The following is a 19,416-nucleotide window of genomic DNA, read 5'->3' as shown; positions in this document are numbered from 1 at the left end:
TACAAAAGTAATCAATTATATTTTTGGAATGATTTTTGGGCTATACAAAAAAATTACAATAACTTTGTTATCCATAAAAATAGTACAAATATGAAGACAGTAGTAAAATCAGTTTTAGCAGTTGCAATTTTAGTTGCTTCATGTGCTAAAAATCCATTTACAGGTAAAAGCACTATGGCATTTGTGCCAAACAATCAAATATTTCCATCTGCTTTTCAGCAATACAACCAATTTTTATCTGAAAATAAAGTAATTAAAGGAACAGCAGAAGCAAAAAAAATTGAAACAATTGGAATGAAAATAAAAGTAGCTTCTGAAAGATGGTTAACGGCAAACGGAAATGCAGATTATCTTAAAGATTATGCTTGGGAATACAATTTAGTTGACAGTAAAGAAGTAAATGCTTGGTGTATGCCAGGAGGTAAAATTGTTTTTTATACTGGAATTTTACCAATTTGTAAAGATGATGCTGGAATTGCAGCTGTTATGGGTCACGAAGTAGCTCACGCCTTAGCAAATCACGGGCAACAACGTATGAGTGCTGGGCTATTACAACAATTAGGTGCTGTTGGAACTCAAATTGCCGTTGGTAATCAAGATGCACAAACACAACAATTAGCGATGCAAGCTTACGGAGCAGGATCTCAAATTGGAGGTATGTTACCTTTTAGTAGAAAACACGAAAGTGAGGCAGATATGATTGGATTAACATTAATGGCTATTGCTGGATACGATCCAATTAATGCGGTTAAAGTTTGGGAAAGAATGTCGGCTCAAGGCGGACAAGCACCACCAGAAATTTTAAGTACACACCCTAGCAACCAAACAAGAATTAATGAATTAACTGCATTAATTCCACAAGCCAAAGCAGAAGCTGCTAAATTTGGAGTAACTTTTAAATAGTAAGAATTTTATCTATATATTTGATCCCATCTCGTTAAAATTAATGAGATGGGATTTTTTATATCTAAAAATTATGCAAGAATTAAAAAAAGGAAGTAGTAAATTATTAAATGCTTGGGCATTTTACGATTGGGCAAATTCAGTTTATTCGTTAGTAATCACTTCTTCTATATTTCCGTTGTATTTTGGCTTTTTATTTACCAAAGAAAATCCAAATATTACTATATGTGGAGAAACAATAAAAGCTACAGCATTAATTAGTTTTGTGACAGCCTTTGCTTTTTTATCAGTTGCTATATTATCACCTATTTTATCAGGAATTGCCGATTATTTGGGAAACAAAAAAAGGTTTATGCAATTCTTTTGCTATTTAGGAGCTTTTTCATGTATTGGCTTATATTGGTTTACAAAGGAAAATGTAGCGTTTGGAATTACTTGTTTCTATTTTGGTTTGCTAGGTTTTTGGGGAAGTTTAGTATATTATAATTCCTATTTAGCAGACATTGCTTATACTGAACAACATGATGGTTTAAGTGCTAAGGGATTTTCCTTAGGATATGTAGGAAGTGTTGTTTTATTAGTAATCTGTTTGGTATTTATATTAAGTAAAGATGGTCAGGAAGCATTAAATGCAATGCGTTTATCATTTGTTTTTACTGGAATTTGGTGGTTACTTTTTAGTCAATATACTTTTTATTATTTACCAAAAGGAAACAAGAACAACAATCCTATAAATTTATCAGTATTCTTTAATGGCTTTAAAGAATTAAAAAAGGTTAAAGATTTATTCTTCGAAGATAAAGTATTAAAAAGATTCCTATTCTCCTTTTTTGTATACAGTATGGCGGTTCAAACCGTTATGTTGGTTGCTACTTATTTTGGAGAACAAGAAATAAATTGGGCTAATTCTAAACAAAAAACTTCGGGCTTAATTATTAGCATTTTAGTCATTCAACTTGTTGCAATTGTAGGCGCAATCTTTACTTCAAAATTAGCTTCAAAATTTGGAAACATAAAAACGTTAATTGGTATCAATACGATTTGGATTTTTATTTGTATTGGCGCATTTTTCGTAACAGAACCTATTCAATTTTATGCAACGGCAGGATTAGTTGGTTTAGTAATGGGTGGAATTCAATCGTTGTCTCGTTCAACCTTTTCAAAATTAATTCCAGAAACTAAAGACACTACTTCATTCTTTAGTTTTTATGACGTGGCAGAAAAGATCGGAATCGTAATTGGTATGTTAATTTATGGTTTCATTGACCAAATAACGGGAAGCATGCGAAACTCTATTTTATTTTTAGTCATCTTTTTTGCTATAGGAGTATTATTACTTTTTAGAACCTTAAAAGTTCAAAAATAATTCTATATTTGAAAAAAATTAAAACTCACACAATGAAAACAATCAAAAACTTACTTTCAATTTTTGTAATAATTACATCACTTTCGTTCGTATCATGTGAAGATGAACCTTTAGATCAAAGTTTAATAAATAATATCAATTCTGGAAACAATTCTGGTGGTGGAATTATTGACGGTGGAATTCCAAATAATGGAAACTTTAAGGTTAAAATTAACGGAGAATGGTTTATACCTTCAAATGTAGCTGCTATAAAAGTGATGCCAACTCCACAAAATATGCAACTTCTACCTTCATATACAATTGTAGGTGCTTTAACTGTTAATGGACAACAAAGATTTATGTCTATTCAATTCTTTTACAACAATACTTTTAATTTTTTAACTGGTATGCCAACTACCACAACTAATATTGCAACAATATCTTATTCGCCAAATGGAAATGCCCCTGATGATCAACTTCAGCTATATACTTCTGTAAATGAAGCAAATCCGTTTACAGCTACAGGAACTGTTAATTTAACAAATAATGATGCACAACATAAATTGTCAGGTACTTTTAATGCTACTATCTATTTAGGTGATGAAAATGGAAATGTTATTGATACTAAATCTTTAACTGAAGGAACAATTACAGATTTGCCTTATACAATTGAATAATAAAACAAATAATAATAAAAATCCCGAACTAACCTTCGGGATTTTTTTATGGCATAAATCTTGACTACTATTCATGTAAAATTACTCTTCAATACTTGTATTTATTGACATTAACACAATTTCACAATTATTATTCGTAAATTTACAACCCTTTTTTAATGACAAAATGACTTATTAAGAGATATGCCGAATCATAAAATATTAGCGATTGACAATTTGTCGCTTCAAGAATTAGATACCGAAGCAGAATTAATTCCATTAATGACTCCCGAAGATGAGGAGGAAATGAATAATGAAAAATTACCTGCCGATTTACCAATATTACCTTTAAGAAATACTGTTTTATTTCCTGGAGTAGTTATTCCTATTACTGCTGGAAGAGATAAATCGATAAAGTTAATTAACGATGCTAATGCTGCTGGAAAAATTATTGGTGTTGTAGCACAAAAAAATGAAGAAGACGAAGATCCTACGCCAGACCAAATTCATCATATAGGTACGGTTGCGAGAATCATGCGTGTTTTAAAAATGCCTGATGGAAATACAACAATTATTTTACAAGGTAAAAAACGTTTTGAAATTGATGAGTTTACTCAAACTGAGCCTTATTTCAAAGCTACAATTAAAGAAGTAAACGAAGTTCGTCCGAAGAAAAACGATGAAGAATTTACTACGATAATTGAATCAATAAAAGAATTAGCAATTGAAATCATAAAGGAAAGTCCGAATATTCCAACGGAAGCTACTTTTGCGATTAAAAATATTGAAAGCAATCCGTTTTTAGTAAACTTTGTTTCGTCTAACATGAATTTAAATGTTAACGACAAACAAAACTTATTAGCAGTTGTCGATTTAAAACAACGCGCTTTAGAAACGTTACGTTTCATGAATTTAGAACTTCAGAAATTGGAGTTGAAAAACGATATTCAATCTAAAGTTCGATTTGATTTAGACCAACAACAACGCGAATATTTCTTACAGCAACAAATGAAAACCATTCAAGAAGAATTGGGTGGTGTTTCTCACGATGCTGAAATTGAAGAAATGCGTAACAAAGGAAAAGCTAAAAAATGGGATGCTAAAACCAAAGAACATTTTGAAAAAGAAATTTCTAAATTACAACGTACGAATCCAAATTCACCAGATTTCGGAATTCAACGTAATTATTTAGAGTTATTTTTAGAATTACCTTGGAATGAATTTTCTAAAGATAATTTCGATTTAAAACATGCGCAACAAATTTTAGATCGTGATCATTTCGGTTTAGAAGATGTTAAAAAACGAATTATAGAACATTTAGCGGTTTTAAAATTACGTAACGACATGAAATCGCCAATTTTATGTTTATACGGACCTCCAGGAGTAGGAAAAACTTCAATTGGAAAATCTATTGCTGAAGCTTTAGGTAGAGAATACGTTCGTATTTCTTTAGGTGGTTTACGTGATGAAGCTGAAATTCGTGGACATAGAAAAACGTATATCGGTGCAATGCCTGGTAGAATTATTCAATCGATTAAAAAAGCAAAAACATCGAATCCTGTTTTCGTATTAGATGAAATTGATAAATTATCTACGAGTCATAATGGAGATCCATCTTCTGCACTTTTAGAAGTTTTAGATCCTGAACAAAATAGTGATTTCCATGATAATTTCTTAGAATTAGGTTTCGATCTTTCTAAAGTAATGTTCATTGCAACATCAAACAGTTTATCAACCATTCAACCTGCATTAAGAGACAGAATGGAAATCATAAACATGTCTGGTTATACCATTGAAGAAAAAATTGAAATTGCGAAAAACTTCTTGTTACCAAAGCAATTAAAAGAACACGGATTATCAACAAAAGATTTACAAATTGGTAAAAAACAATTAGAGAAAATCGTAACGGGTTATACGCGTGAATCGGGTGTTCGTGGTTTAGATAAAAAAATTGCTCAAATGGTACGCCATGCTGCAAAATCTGTGGCAATGGAAGAAGAATACAACAAAAAAGTAACTGATGCAGATATTATTGAAGTATTAAAATCACCAAGAATGGAGCGTGACAAATACGAAAATAATGACACAGCTGGTGTTGTTACTGGACTGGCTTGGACTTCAGTTGGCGGTGATATTTTATTCATTGAATCGTTAGTTTCAAAAGGAAAAGGTTCCATGACGATGACAGGTAATTTAGGAACGGTTATGAAAGAATCGGTAACTATTGCCTTAGAATATATCAAAGCAAATGCAAAACAATTAAATATCGATTCTGAGATTTTAAACCAATACAATATACACATTCACGTTCCTGAAGGTGCCACACCTAAAGACGGACCAAGTGCTGGTATTGCTATGTTAACCTCAATGGTTTCTAGTTTTACTCAACAAAAAGTAAAGAAAAATATAGCCATGACAGGTGAAATTACTTTACGTGGAAAAGTGTTACCTGTTGGAGGAATTAAAGAAAAAATATTAGCTGCAAAACGCGCCAATATTAAAGAAATCATTTTATGTAAAGAAAATAAAAGTGATATCGAAGAAATCAATCCAGATTATTTAACTGGTTTAACATTCCATTATGTTGATACCATGAAAGAGGTAATTGACATTGCTATTTTAAAAGATAAAGTTAAAAATGCAGTTACTTTTGACATAAAAAAATAATAGAAAACTAAATACAATTATGAAACCTATAAGTTCCGTTACTTATAGGTTTTTTTTATATATATTTGAAATATCAAAAAAGAGATGGCTCCTTTGCCTCGCAATGACAATATGAAAATACTTTTAGTTGGCGAATTTAGTCGGTTACATAATTCATTAAAAGAAGGACTTTTGGCTTTGGGTCATGAAGTGGTTTTAGTGAATAATGGTGATGGATTTAAAAACTTTCCTGCTGATATAAGTATTCGATCGAAATTCTTTAAATCAAAATTAGGTAATATTCCACGACAAATTTGGTATCGTTTTTTTAAATATGATTTGGCTTTATTAGAACATGGCGTTCGTTTTTGGTGGGTTTCCAAACGATTGAAAAACTTTGATGTAGTTCAATTGATTAATGAAAGTCCGATTCAAACGGTTTCAAAATTGGAATTGTTTTTATTGAAACGCATCTTTAAACAAAATGAAAAGGTCTTTTTATTATGTTGCGGAATAGATTATGTAACTGTCAATCATATGATTTTACAAAAAGATCGCTATTCGGTAATGAATGCCTATTTTGAAGGAATTCCGGAAGCTAAAAAGCAATATGATTACTTCTTCGATTTTGTTGATAAACCACATCAAAAAATTCATAAATTTCTATACCAAAACATTCGAGGCGTAATTGCTTCCGATTTGGATTATGTTCGACCTTTATTGGGAAATGAAAAATATTTGGGTGTTATTGCCAATCCAATTAATACTGATGAAATTTCAGTAATTGAGAATAAAATTGCTGATAAAATAAATATTTTCTTAGGCATCAATACTGGAAATTCTTTCAAAAAAGGAGTACATTTTTTCGAAACCGCCATTGCTATTATTCAAGAAAAATATCCTAATAAAGTAAGTATAAAAATCACTAAAAACATTCCTTATTCAGAATATCAAAAGCATTTCGAAAAAGCACATATTGTATTAGATCAAGTATATTGTTTTGATCAAGGATATAATGCCTTAGAAGCTATGGCAAAAGGAAAAGTAGTTTTCACTGGTGCTGAAATTGAATTTTTAAATCAGTATCATTTACAAGAAAATGAAGTAGCAATTAATGCATTACCGGATGTAAATGATCTAGTAGAAAAACTATCTTTTTTAATTGAAAATCCGAATGAAATTGAACGTATTAGTGCTAATGCTATTCAATTTATTCAAAAGGAACATCATTATATTACTCAGGCTGAGAAATATGTTGCCATTTGGAAAACCAATTAAATTTTTCTTTTAAGAATACTAATACTACTGCAAACATAAAAAACTCATAAGGAAAAGCATATTTTGCATTGGTTCCATAAGTTGCTAATGCTTGTAAAATTGCTGAAGCGTGAATGAAAGCCAAAAGAACCATTACTGCATTAATTTTTCTGTTTTTAAATAAATCATATAAATAGTAAAAACTCAAAATAAGAAAAACAAATTTGATGATTAAAACTAAAATCTTCTGAATTGAATTTATGATGGAAACTGCCGAATTAAAAGCATTATCTTTAAATTCCATATACGGTTTCATGTCAAAAATTTTCCAAAAATTAAACCATGATTTAGTAATTGCATAGTATAAATAATCACCAAAATTAGCATAAATTGTTGCTCGAGCATATATCCCAAACTGGTTGGTTACATCAGCAAATTTAGTATATTTTGGAGCTAAATGTTGTCCTCCCCAAACTCTCCAAATAGCAGTAGATTCATCTTCGCCATTACGAATCATTTCATCTCTATACTTAATATATGGCTTACTAATATGTGAAAATTCTTCAGGTGATTTTTCTGCAAAATATATACACGTTTGTGCTAAATTTAAACCAGCATAAATAGTTGGTTTAAAATATCCCACTTTTTCTTCTACAAAACTACTCCATTGATAATATGCAATAGCTGGTAAAATAAATATTATTAACTTAATAGAATACAGCTTCTTAAATGAAAAGTTTTTAAGAAGATATAATGCAAAAATTAAAAAAGGGTAAAACATAAAAAATGGTTTTACCAAAAATAAAATTGCAAGTAAAACACTTAATGCAATTTCAACTAAAACTTGCTTTTTTTCAAAATAATTATTTATTAAAATATATAAAATGATAGAATTTAATAACAAAGCAAACGTTTCAATTAATACAAACGTTTCATAAAAAAAATTTTGTAGATAAAATGAAAAAAATAAGGTAGCGTAAAACGAAAACTTCTCCTTAAAATTTAATTTCACTAATGTTTTATACCAAAAAACCGAAGATATAATTCCCATTAAAAACTGAACAAAAACTAAATAGATCTTATTATGGTTTAATAAATACATAATAAAAGGATAACCTGGAGAACGATCGCCCAAGAATTCATCAAAATTATTAGTTAACATTTCTGTTGTTAAGAAATTGAATGAAAAACTATCTGGTACTTCAGAAAAGGTTCCATAAAATGCAAAAAATATACATTTAGCTACAAATAGAATTAATACTAATAAATAAATGTATTTGTTATTTAATATATGTTGATTCATTTTTAAAGTTTAAAAAATTATTTCTTATAAATTGTATTACGATTGTTATCATTATAAACTCGAATGAAAAACTATACCTTCCATTAGAACCATAAGTAACAAAAGCTTGTAAAATTGCTGTTGTAAAAACAATTAAAACCAATAATAATTCAAAATTAAATATTCTATTTTTTAAAAACCTGTAAAAATAAATTGGAATTAAAAATAAAAATAAGGTTTTAATTATTCGTAAAAAAATACGCTCAAAATTCCATAAGTATTTTAAAACACTAGAACTTTCAAATAAACTAGAACTTGCAATTTCAACATTCCAAAATTCTTTAAAGGAAAGGAATAATACTTGTTTAATATATAAACCAAAATTGTTTTTAATAGTTGCATCTGCACATTTTCCAAATTCATTGGATAATTGAGGAAAAGTCATTTTTTTATAATCAAAATCACCATTATCAACGGCGTACCAAATACACATAGGACTGGCTAAACCATTTTCTGAATGTAATTCTCTTTGTTTTAAATAAGGTATTTTAATCCAATTATATTCCTCTGGAGCTTTTTCTATAAAGTTTACACAATTTTGTATTTTATTCAGACCAAAATAGGTTGAAGAAACAAAATAACCGGTGTTTAAATAATTTACATAAGACCATGAAATAAATGCAAATAAAGGTAATATTAAAATTATTATTTTCTTTTTTAAAACAAGTATCCAATTAGGGTCATTATAAACAAAATAAGTGAAAATTATAAACGGCAAAAAAATATAAAATGGCTTAAGAAGAACTAAAATTGTCAAACAGAAAACTATTTCTAAAATATGCTTTTTTAAAATATAGTAAATCAACAATGTAATTAAAAACAAATTAATCGATTCAATTAAAATAGCATTTTCATATGATAAAACGTGTATAAATGCACTAAAAAATAAAGAAATTGCAAATGATAAAACGGAATTAAATTTAAAAAATTGCAAAATTTTAAACCAAAATATACTTGAAACTAAACCGATAATTATTTGAAAACAAACTACTAATTGGTTAGAATTTCCAAAGAAAGAAAGCAACAAAGAATACCCTGGTGAACGACCTCCAAAATAACCTTCAATTGATCCTGAAGAAATTAAATTAGCTAAATCAATATAAGATTGACTATCATTGGTTAATATTACATTCTGATTTAAGAAATAAAATAAAACTCTAAAAATCAAACCTATAAAAATTAAAAATAGCATGGGATATTTTTGCAAAAGCTTATTCATACTTTCTATAAATTTGAAATAATTGAAATGGAATTTGTAAAAAATCTGACTTTTTTATCTTAGAATTACCAATTTCTTCCCATTCTTCTAATGGAATTTCTTTTACAACCTCATTTATATCATGAAACTTTTGTAATCGTTTTAATAATTCTACATCAAACAACCATTTTGATATAAAAGGTCTATCAAAAATTTGTTGAGCTGTTTTAAAATCGATGACTTTAGCACCACATTGCGTATCATAAACAGGAACTTTAAGCACAAACTGACTAACAATTGTAGCAAAAACACGACCAAAATAATGACGAGTTAATGATCTTTTTACACCATTTCCTATCAGTTTAATTCGCGCACCCATGATCAATTTATACTTTAAATTGTGAAATGAAAACTGAATTAATTTATCTAATTCAGACATAGGTGTAGCCAAATCGGCATCATAATAAGCAACAAAATCTGCTGCTTTTATTGATAAAACTCCAGATCGTATGGCTTCTGCCTTCCCAATATTTTTAGGTAAATCGAGAATTGCTACATTCGAAAAATCATTTTGAAATTGTTTTAAAATTGAAATCGTATCATCCGAACTTCCATCATTAACTAACAAAAAATCATAGTCAGAAAATCCAGTAAAAATTTGTTGGAAATTTTCCAAATTTATTCTTTTAACTTCGTTATAAAACGGAATGATTATTACTATTTTCATCTAAATGTCTTTCTAAAATAAATTACTAAAACTAACAAATACATGAAATAAGTAAATGCATGAGCGATAACAATTCCGTTAATTCCTTTAGCATGTAACATCCAATTTGTGGAAAAATACATAATGAATAATGAAACTATTTCAGTGATTATAAATGCTTTCGTTTGTTTTTTAGCGATAAGAATTGTTCCGAAAATTAAAGATATTGCTTTGAATACATCACCAACTAATTGCCCTAAAAATAAGCTTTCCATGGCTTCAAATTCAGTAGAAAATAAAACTTGAATGATGAATTTTCTCAAAATAAATAGCAGAATTAATCCAATAATAAAAATTGAAATAATGTTTTTTAAATAATCAACTATAATTTCTTTTGTATTAGAAGTTGAAGCGGACAATTTCGGATAAAAATAAATTGTAATTATAGAAGAAATAAACAACAAATAATAAGAAGAAATCCTTTGTAAACCTTCATAAATACCTGCGTTTTTTAATCCAGTAATGGCAATTACATCAGTACGAATTTCCAATAAAACAAACGAACCAATTACACCTGAAACCAAAGCCATTAACACATATTCTGATAGGTTTTTTAAAACCGATAAATCAAAGGATTGAATTGAAAAAACATCCGTAATTGATATATGTTTTGAAAGATAAAATATACTTACAAAAAACACAAATACTGGAGCTAAAACTAAAGCTATTAAGGCGCCAAATGTGGTGTAATAATATATTAAAAATACTGAAAAGAGTAAAGCAATACAACTTGAAATGATTTGAATATAAATTACTTTTTTATATTCTTGAAAACCATTCACAACTGAAATACAAAAGGTTGAAAAAACAAACAAGGGAAATAAAATAGCCAAAACATAAAAAATTTGACAATACATTTCCGAATGATTAAAGATTTCCTTAGAAAGATAATCGGTTCCTAAAATTAATCCGAAACTTATTAAAATGGAAGAAGAGATTAATAGCAATCCGAATGTAGACAAAACAGATTTTAATTTTACTTTATCATTTTGATATTCAGTAACATATTTAACAACAGCATTCTGAATTCCTAGCAAAGAAAAATTTTCTATAACATTTAAAAAAGCTCTAAAATTTCCAACAAATGCCATTCCGTTTGCACCTACAAAAATTGCAAGCGCTTTAGATGTAATGAAACCAAAAATCAATTTCAACAAAATATGAATACTATTCAAAGACGTAATTTTGAATAAAGGTTGTTGAATTATTTTCTTGATTTCAGACAATTAATAGCTATTTAAAGTGGAAATAATATGCGAAATTTCTTCTTCTGTTAACACCGAACTTATTGGCAAACTCAACACTTCACGATGAATTTTCTCTGTAATTGGCAATTCTAAATGATTGAATTCTTGCAATGCTTTTTGCTTATGAGGTGGAATTGGATAATGTATTACAGTTTCAATTCCGTTATCCAATAAATATTCTTGTAACTGATTTCTATTTTCAGTTCGAATGACAAATAAATGAAACACATGATTATCAATGTTTTCACAAGTAGGTAAAATAATTTTACTATTCTTAATTTCAGAAAAATATCGTTTCGCTACATTTTTTCTTGCCTCATTTTCTGCCTGTAAATGTGGTAATTTAATATTTAAAAAAGCGGCTTGTAATTCGTCTAAACGAGAATTCACTCCAATAAAATCACAATAATATTTTTTTGAAGAACCATAATTTCTTAATGATAATAACACCTCGGCTAGTTTATCATCGTTTGTCGTAATCCCACCTCCATCTCCTAAAGCACCCAAATTTTTACCTGGATAAAAACTAAAAGCTCGGGTGTGACTTCCTTTAAAATTTAGTCCATGTGCTTGAGCAGCATCTTCAATAATTAGTAAATTATGATGGTAACCAATTTCCATAATTTGATCCATTTCAGCTAACTGACCATACAAATGAACTAATAAAATGGCTTTTGTTTTTGAATTTATATTTTCAGAAATTAAATCCGGATCAATATTGTAAGTATCTATTTTTGGCTCAACAAAAACTGGAACTAAATCGGCTTGCAAAATGGCTAAAACAGTCGCGATATAAGTATTTGCAGGAACGATAACTTCATCTCCTTTTTGTAAATTTCCAAGTTGAATGTATCCTTTCAAAATTAGTACTAAAGCGTCTAACCCATTTCCTACTCCAATACAATGTTTAGCATTAGAAAAGGCTGCAAAATTCTGTTCAAATTGATTGACTTCTTCTCCTAAAATGTACCAACCTTTATCTAAAACTTCCTTTGTTTTAGATAAAAATTGCGCTTCAAAAGGCTGATTCAATTTATGTAAATCGAGAAATTTTATCATATAAAAACCTGATTTAATTTGGAATAATTTTGGGTTTCCACTTCATAAAAATCCTGACAAATAGTTCTTGCTCCAAAGGTTTCTTTCCAATATTGTAATCCTTTATTGATGTTTTTTCCTTGATTTTCGTTTGAAATCCCGAAATCAAAATAAGCGAAATCAGCATAAACTATAGTTATCAAATGATGAAACAAATAATCTAAAGCGCCATGTTGATTTTTATCTCCAATAGCAGAAATATATTGTACGTGGACTGTTTTTTTATCAATAAATAATGTGGTACCAGCAACTAGTTTTTCGTTTTCATATACATTAAATTGCTGAATATTATTTGGAAATTTATCTTTTAATTTTTGAATTTCTTCTAAAGTATGTACTGGTTTTGCTTCGTGTTTTACTTCTAAATTCGGAATCAAAACTTCATTCCAAAAAGAAGTAAAATTAAAATCATTGCTTATTTTTAAACCTAATTTTTCTGCTCTTTTTACACCTTCAATTCTATTTGCGTCAATTTTAAATGGATTTTTCAAATCAATTGTAACTAACGAATCTCTCCTCATTAATTTCGCATCAGAAATAAACAAAGCATAATTTAATTCGTCTGAAGGTTGAGTTGAATAAATACTTGGCAATAATTTAAAAAGTACTTTTTCAATACCATTTTCACACAAAAATTTTAATATTTCAGCATATATAATAATGAATTTATCCAATTTCAAATTAGAATCGATAACAATTCCACCATACGTTAATCCTTGGTGTGAATACAGTTTATTTTCAGAAATATTAGCTGGTACGATTGCTTTTAAATTCTCTTTTTCATCAAAAACTAATAAAGAAAAATCTTGAAATCGATCGGAATGATATTCCATAAAATCTCTATGAAATAAAAAAGTAGCATTTTTGGCTTTGGCTACAAAATTATTCCACAATTGATAGTGTGCAGATGTATATTTTAGTATTTTATATGATTTCATATAGTAAATCTTTGGGGAAATTAGTAAAATTTATTACTTTGGTAAAATTATTCCACATAAATATTAAAAATTATAGCCATTTGATGAAAAAACTACTTGTATTTATTTTGTTTATTTTTCAATTGAGTTTTTCGCAAAACATTGGTTTATACAGCCAATTTAATGGAAGATATGATTTTACTTTTGTGGGAAACACACTTAATCCTGCAGAAAATTCTTTTCAAGCTGCGCCATCCATTTTTACTACTTCTAGTGCTTCTTTAAGTTTAAATACTGGAGATAATATTGAAGCAGCATATTTATATTGGGCTGGTTGCGGAACGGGTGATTTTGATGTTAAACTTAACGGAACTGACATAACAGCTACTAGAACTTTTTCAAATATTTTAGACCAAGGAATTATTTTCAATTTTTTCAGTGCTTTTGCCGATGTTACTGCTCAAGTACAAGCCACTGGAAATGGCGTTTATACTTTATCTGATTTAGATGTAAATTCATTTATAAATCATCATTTTCAAAACAGAACTAATTTTGCAGGTTGGGCTTTAATTGTAGTCTATAAAAATACTGCTTTACCTTTAAATCAATTAAATGTTTATGACGGAATGCAAGTCGTTTCTGTTTTACAAAATTATTTAGATGTTCCACTTAATGCATTAAATGTTATTGATAATGTTGATGCTAAAATCGGTTTTTTAGCTTGGGAAGGCGATTCAGGAATTGCAAATAATGAAAGTTTACGTATTAATGGTAATATTTTAAGTAATCCGCCTTTAAATCCTGCTAACAACGCTTTTAACAGCACGAATTCGGTAACAGGTTCCAATCAATTATACAATATGGACTTGGATATTTATAATATTCAAAACAATATAAATGTGGGTGATACTTCGGCATTAATTCAATTGACTTCTTTTCAAGATTATGTAATGGTAAATGCCATTGTAACCAAATTAAACAGTCAATTACCCGATGCAAGAATTACCTTTACAAATTCAGCTCCTACTTGTAATTCGAGGGAATTAACATTAAATTACACCATTACAAATTTCAATTCTACCGCCGATTTATTAGCTAACACACCTATAACATTCTACGCAGACGGAGTAGTAATTGGTTCGGCATTTACACAAAATATTATTCCAATTGATGGTTCTGAAAGTGGAACAATAACTTTAACTATTCCAGCTTCTATCCCATTACAATTCAATTTAATTGCAGCAGTTGATGATACTGGAAATGGAACTGGAATTTACAATGAGATTTCAGAAAGCAATAATACTTTTACTCTTCCAATACGTTTATTAGTTTCACCTGAATTTAATATTCCAAACAATATTCAAAGTTGTAATTTAGGATTGACACGTGCTATTTTTGATTTTTCAGCATATGAAGAAAGTATTAAAGTAAATACAACAGATGAAGTTACATTTTACGAAACTGAATCAGATGCTAATGCAGAAATAAATCCAATTCTTATTCTTAGTAATTATGAAGCAGTAACCACACCAAAAACTATTTGGGTACGAATTGAAAACACTGATGGCTGTTATTCCATAACAAGCTTTCAATTGAATTCCTACAACTGTCCGCCAATCGTTTACAATGCTGTTTCACCTAATGGAGATGGATTAAATGATGTTTTCTATATTGCAGGATTACGTGATATTTTCTTGAATTTTAAATTAGAAGTTTACAACCGTTGGGGAAGATTAATTTGGACAGGCGATAATAATAAACCAGATTGGGATGGTTCGGTAAATCATGCAATTGGTGAAGATAAATCACCAGGCGCTACTTACTACTATATTTTGTATTTAAATGATGAAAATTATCCTAATCCGTTGAATGGGTATTTATACTTAAAAAGATAAAATTTCGTTATTCTAAAAAATAGTAATTATTGGAATATGAAATTAGCAAAAGTTATTTTTTCGATCTGTTTTAGCATAATAATTTCTTCTTGTGAAAAAAAAGAACAAAAAGATATTGAATTAATTATATTAAATAAAAAACTAAGTTTTGATTGCAATAATTCAACCAATGAAATAATCAAATTTAAATTAATAAACAATTCCAATAAAACATATTACTTCAATGCTTCTGAAATAAGTCCTAAATTTGAAAACAAATATTTAATTAAAGACGGATTAATTATTGATAATGTCAATTTTGTAATTTCAGATGGGAATAAAAATTTAAAATTCTCACATTTCGATAATTCAAATTTTGAAAATTATCTTTTAACTGAAAAATTAATTGCTAGAGATTTAGTGAAATTAAAACGTTATAATTATAATTTAAAAAATTATAATTCCTTTTTTGAAAATAAGAATTTTGCTCTTCATCCTAAAGAAGTAAAAAACTTTGAAATTGCAATTAATTTACCAAAAGACAATTATTATTTATCTGAAACAAATTTGAAAGAAAATAAAAAGTATAATTTTAAAATTCAGTTTTTTTCAGACACAATTAACAATAAAAATAAATTAACTAGAGTTGAATTATTAAATATTTCAAATAATAATTATTCCTTATTTCATGGATCAATTGAGTCATCAAATGAAATTACATTAGAATATTGTAAACAATCAAATTGATTTTTAATTAATCATTACATATTTCTAGTGTAGTAATTATAATCTTTAAGTACGGTTCTAATAAATTCAACATCGGTATTCGAATCATATTTTAAACCTGTTACATCAATTATTTTCTTTCTCATTTTAGAAATTGTAACATAATCTTTTCCTTTTAAACACGTTTCAAAAGTATCTTTAATGATTCGCATATCGTTATCTGAAAGCTTGATAACTTCAGGATAAACAGGCACATAATCGTCTTGTAATTCTTGCAGAATTGTATGATTAATGTTTATCTTATTTTTTAAAGAAATAACAGCCGTTCCTGCAGCCATATCTCCTAATCTTTGGTTTTTCTTGTTCGTTGCAATAAAAATCAAACCTATAACGCCACCACCAATTAAAACATCAATATTTCTAAATAACCAACGAATTAAATAATCACCAAAACTGGCTTGGTAACCATCAATTTTTATGACTTTCATTTTCATGATTTTTTTACCAACAGTTTGTCCTTCCCATAAACTTTCTTGAATCAAACTATAGATAATTACCGGCGATAACAATAAAATTAATATCGCAGCAGACGACCATGGATCTTTAAAATCTAAATATTTTTCCAATCCTAAATAATCTATAGAATATGAGAAAACTATTACATATGCTATTTTAACCAGATTATCAAGGATTTGTCCAATCATTCTATCTCCAACACTTGCTGCTGTAAAATTTATATTAACATTTTGTGTTGTTGTTATGGATAATTGATTCATAATTTATATTTTAGCACTTCATGAGAGAAGTAGCATTTATTAAACAAAATAAACCAAAATGGCTCGACTTTGAGCAAGCAATTTTTGGTAAAACTAAAAAAAATCCTGATGATTTAGCTAATTTGTATATACATTTAGTTAACGACTTGTCTTATGCTCAAACCTATTACCCTAAAAGTAAAACGGTAGTTTACCTAAATCATTTGGCTTCACAAACGTATCAAAAAATTTACAAAACCAAAAGACAAGACACTAATAGATTGGCTTTTTTCTTTAAAGAAGAAGTTCCAATGTTGGTTTATGAATACAGAAGATATGTATTGTATTCGTTTATTTTGTTTTTCTTATTAGTTGGAATTGGAGTTGTTTCTGCTCATTCTGACGATTCTTTTGTGCGTTTAATTCTTTCTGATGGATATGTAAACCAAACGTTAGAAAACATCAAAAAAGGAAATCCTGTTGCCATTTATAAATCGGGCAGCAATTGGGGAAGCTTTATTGGAATTACGTTTAATAATTTATTTGTAGGAATTAAATCTTACTTCTACGGTATCTTTTTCGGAATTGGTACGTTTTACATTTATCTTCAAAACTGTATCATGTTAGGTTCTTTTCAATATTTCTTTTACCAACAAAATGTATTTTGGGAAAGTGTAAGAGGAATTTGGATTCATGGTTCTATGGAAATTTTTGCTATTGTTATTGAAGCAGCTTGTGGTTTTGCTTTAGGAGCAAGCATCTTATTTCCTAAAACGTATTCTCGTTTAAATTCTTTTAAAATTGGTTTTAAAAATACATTTAAAATATTTTTAAGTACGTTTCCATTTACCATTGCTGCAGGTTTCTTAGAAGGTTACATTACGCGTTATTCTATTGACATGCCAAATTGGCTAAGTGTTGGAATCATCTTAACTACATTATTTATTATAAGCTTCTATTATTTAATGTATCCATTCATTGTAAATCGTAAAATTAAAGCGAATGTTCCAACTATATAAAAACAGAAATTTTAATGAAATAATTGGTGATACTTTTAACTTTTTTAAAATTCACGGAAAAAATTATTTTGCCAATTATTTAGCTATAAACGGAGGAATTCTATTGGTTTTAATCGTTTTATTATACTTTTTTATGAAAGTGTTTTATGATGGCTTATTTGCAAATGGTACAATTAATAATAATCTAATAATAGAAAATTATTTCGAAGAAAACCTAACACTTTTCATCGGATATGGTATTGGAGCTTTTGTTTTAATATTAATTCTAACATTAATTAGTCATTTATATCCAATTGCTTATTTAAAATTAATTGAGAAAAACGAAGAAACGAACACCAAAAACTTGTGGAATTTTATTCAATCTAAACTAGGAAAATCTATCGTTTTCTTTTTATTGACTGGAATTACCATGCTTCCAATTTGTATTGCATTATTGTTTTTATGCATGTTACTGTTCTTTATTATTGTTGGAATTCCATTACTAATGTTGGTTTTTCCTGCAATGTTAATTTGTCTTTCTTTTGCATATTACAACTATATTTCCACAAACGATGGCTATTTTACTTCTATAAGTAAAGGTTATAAATTATTCATTAAAAAACCTTGGCCTTTAATTGGTTCTACTATGATCATTTACATGATTGTAAATACGGTTGTAACTGTAATTTCTTTCATACCCTATTTTGCAGGAATTTTTAGTTTACTTTTCAATATTGAAACTCAAAAAACAGAAAACTTACCTGAAAGCTTTACATTCATCATGGTTATGGTTGCTTTAACTTTCATTTTAAGTATCAGCTTAAATTATTTATTGCAAAATATAATTTTCGTTAATCAAGGAATTATGTATTATACAAGAATTGATGAAACGGAAAACACAAGTAAATTATCTGAAATTGATTTAATTGGAAGCAATGAAGAATAAATTCATCTACATTTTATTTTTTCTATTTTCTATAACCATTTCTTTTGCTCAAAAAGAAGTTGATTCTTTAGTTATTCAAACTAAAGAAAATACTCAATATTATAAAGAAGAAAAACCAAAAGAAAAGAATTTTGAAAAAGATTTCCAATCTAAATATTCTGGAAAAGATTATGATTACGAAACGAAATTAGAAAACAAACATCAAACAGCTTGGGACAGATTTAAGAAAAAAATATCTGATTTTTTTGATCGTTTATTTAGCTTTTCAAATAATGGTAAAACTTTTTCAACTTTAGAAATAATTTTTAAAATTCTTGGTTTCGCAATTATTGGATTTGTAATTTTCTTAATTGTTAAATTACTGATTAATAAAGAAGGCGGTTGGGTTTTCAGTAGAAATACTAAAAAAATTAATGTAGGTGAAATGAACGAAGAAAACATTCATTTTATCAACTTTAAAGACGTAATTGCTAAAGCAAAAGCTACTAACGATTACCGAATTGCTACGAGATATTATTATTTATGGTTGTTAAAATCTTTATCGGATAGAACTATAATTGAATGGGATATCGAAAAAACAAATTCCGATTATTTATACGAAATAAAAAATGCAGAACTTAAAAAAGAATTTGAATTTCTTTCTTATATCTATGATTATTGTTGGTATGGAGAATTCGAATTAACTCAAGAAGATTTTTCTAAAGCAGAAAACCATTTTGTAAACGCCATTCAGATTAGATAA

17 protein-coding genes are annotated in these 19,416 nt (G+C 28.0%); 10 read left to right on the top strand and 7 right to left on the bottom strand.

Annotated elements, in window-relative coordinates:
• The first annotated feature begins 90 nt into the window (after nucleotides 1-90).
• The 5 genes from BMY86_RS01925 (at nucleotide 91) to BMY86_RS01905 (ending at nucleotide 6,828) form a co-directional block, all read left to right on the top strand.
• Entirely contained in the window at nucleotides 91-903 is an 813-nt protein-coding gene (locus BMY86_RS01925; RefSeq protein ID WP_091464456.1) for a M48 family metallopeptidase, read from the top strand.
• A 73-nt stretch (nucleotides 904-976) separates the two neighbouring features.
• Nucleotides 977-2,269, top strand: a complete 1,293-nt coding sequence (locus BMY86_RS01920) for an MFS transporter (protein ID WP_091464453.1) — start codon at nucleotides 977-979, stop codon at nucleotides 2,267-2,269.
• Nucleotides 2,270-2,301: 32 nt separating this feature from the next.
• Nucleotides 2,302-2,925, top strand: a complete 624-nt coding sequence (locus tag BMY86_RS01915) for a hypothetical protein (RefSeq protein ID WP_091464451.1) — start codon at nucleotides 2,302-2,304, stop codon at nucleotides 2,923-2,925.
• Nucleotides 2,926-3,108: 183 nt separating this feature from the next.
• Nucleotides 3,109-5,571 carry an endopeptidase La gene (gene lon / locus BMY86_RS01910; protein WP_091464449.1) on the top strand — a complete coding sequence of 821 codons (2,463 nt, stop codon included), beginning with the start codon at nucleotides 3,109-3,111 and terminating at the stop codon, nucleotides 5,569-5,571.
• A 111-nt stretch (nucleotides 5,572-5,682) separates the two neighbouring features.
• Nucleotides 5,683-6,828: a glycosyltransferase gene (locus BMY86_RS01905; RefSeq protein ID WP_091465567.1), complete on the top strand. Its 1,146-nt coding sequence runs from the start codon at nucleotides 5,683-5,685 to the stop codon at nucleotides 6,826-6,828.
• Here BMY86_RS01905 and BMY86_RS01900 read toward each other — a convergent pair.
• From BMY86_RS01900 to BMY86_RS01875, 6 genes are read right to left on the bottom strand one after another with little or no spacing between them, the layout of a single operon-like run.
• Entirely contained in the window at nucleotides 6,785-8,110 is a 1,326-nt protein-coding gene (locus BMY86_RS01900) for a glycosyltransferase family 39 protein (RefSeq protein WP_091464447.1), read from the bottom strand. The genes BMY86_RS01905 and BMY86_RS01900 overlap by 44 nt on opposite strands.
• Nucleotides 8,088-9,341, bottom strand: coding sequence for a hypothetical protein (locus BMY86_RS01895; protein WP_143065576.1), 1,254 nt, complete (start codon nucleotides 9,339-9,341; stop codon nucleotides 8,088-8,090). The genes BMY86_RS01900 and BMY86_RS01895 overlap by 23 nt, the downstream gene beginning before the upstream one ends.
• A 19-nt stretch (nucleotides 9,342-9,360) precedes the next feature.
• A complete protein-coding gene (locus BMY86_RS01890; protein ID WP_091464443.1) occupies nucleotides 9,361-10,074 on the bottom strand; it encodes a glycosyltransferase in 714 nt (237 codons plus the stop codon).
• Complete coding sequence (locus BMY86_RS01885) at nucleotides 10,071-11,339, bottom strand: O-antigen translocase (protein ID WP_091464440.1); 1,269 nt, start codon at nucleotides 11,337-11,339, stop codon at nucleotides 10,071-10,073. Before BMY86_RS01885 ends, BMY86_RS01890 begins: the two co-directional genes overlap by 4 nt.
• Nucleotides 11,340-12,419 (bottom strand): DegT/DnrJ/EryC1/StrS family aminotransferase, encoded by a 1,080-nt coding sequence (locus BMY86_RS01880; RefSeq protein ID WP_091464437.1) that lies wholly within the window; start codon nucleotides 12,417-12,419, stop codon nucleotides 11,340-11,342.
• Nucleotides 12,416-13,396, bottom strand: coding sequence for a GNAT family N-acetyltransferase (locus BMY86_RS01875; protein WP_091464435.1), 981 nt, complete (start codon nucleotides 13,394-13,396; stop codon nucleotides 12,416-12,418). Before BMY86_RS01875 ends, BMY86_RS01880 begins: the two co-directional genes overlap by 4 nt.
• A gap of 83 nt (nucleotides 13,397-13,479) precedes the next feature.
• On the opposite strand from BMY86_RS01875, the gene BMY86_RS01870 reads away from it, so the two are divergent.
• A complete protein-coding gene (locus BMY86_RS01870) occupies nucleotides 13,480-15,270 on the top strand; it encodes a T9SS type B sorting domain-containing protein (RefSeq protein ID WP_091465565.1) in 1,791 nt (596 codons plus the stop codon).
• A gap of 36 nt (nucleotides 15,271-15,306) precedes the next feature.
• Entirely contained in the window at nucleotides 15,307-15,996 is a 690-nt protein-coding gene (locus BMY86_RS01865; RefSeq protein ID WP_091464432.1) for a hypothetical protein, read from the top strand.
• A gap of 14 nt (nucleotides 15,997-16,010) precedes the next feature.
• Here the strand turns inward: BMY86_RS01865 and BMY86_RS01860 are convergent, their stop codons facing one another.
• On the bottom strand, nucleotides 16,011-16,751 hold the full coding sequence (locus BMY86_RS01860; protein WP_091464429.1) for an RDD family protein: 741 nt from the start codon (nucleotides 16,749-16,751) through the stop codon (nucleotides 16,011-16,013).
• 20 nt (nucleotides 16,752-16,771) lie between these two features.
• On the opposite strand from BMY86_RS01860, the gene BMY86_RS01855 reads away from it, so the two are divergent.
• The 3 genes from BMY86_RS01855 to BMY86_RS01845 are packed head-to-tail and all read left to right on the top strand — an operon-like array spanning nucleotide 16,772 to nucleotide 19,416.
• Nucleotides 16,772-17,749 carry a stage II sporulation protein M gene (locus tag BMY86_RS01855; RefSeq protein ID WP_091464427.1) on the top strand — a complete coding sequence of 326 codons (978 nt, stop codon included), beginning with the start codon at nucleotides 16,772-16,774 and terminating at the stop codon, nucleotides 17,747-17,749.
• Entirely contained in the window at nucleotides 17,733-18,674 is a 942-nt protein-coding gene (locus tag BMY86_RS01850) for a hypothetical protein (RefSeq protein WP_091464425.1), read from the top strand. Before BMY86_RS01855 ends, BMY86_RS01850 begins: the two co-directional genes overlap by 17 nt.
• Nucleotides 18,664-19,416: a hypothetical protein gene (locus BMY86_RS01845; protein ID WP_091464423.1), complete on the top strand. Its 753-nt coding sequence runs from the start codon at nucleotides 18,664-18,666 to the stop codon at nucleotides 19,414-19,416. The genes BMY86_RS01850 and BMY86_RS01845 overlap by 11 nt, the downstream gene beginning before the upstream one ends.

Origin of the sequence: Flavobacterium urocaniciphilum, assembly GCF_900110615.1 — a bacterium.
GTDB classification, from domain to species: domain Bacteria; phylum Bacteroidota; class Bacteroidia; order Flavobacteriales; family Flavobacteriaceae; genus Flavobacterium; species Flavobacterium urocaniciphilum.
Note: the sequence above shows the minus strand (reverse complement) of the source record. Positions and strands in the feature narration are given on the sequence as shown.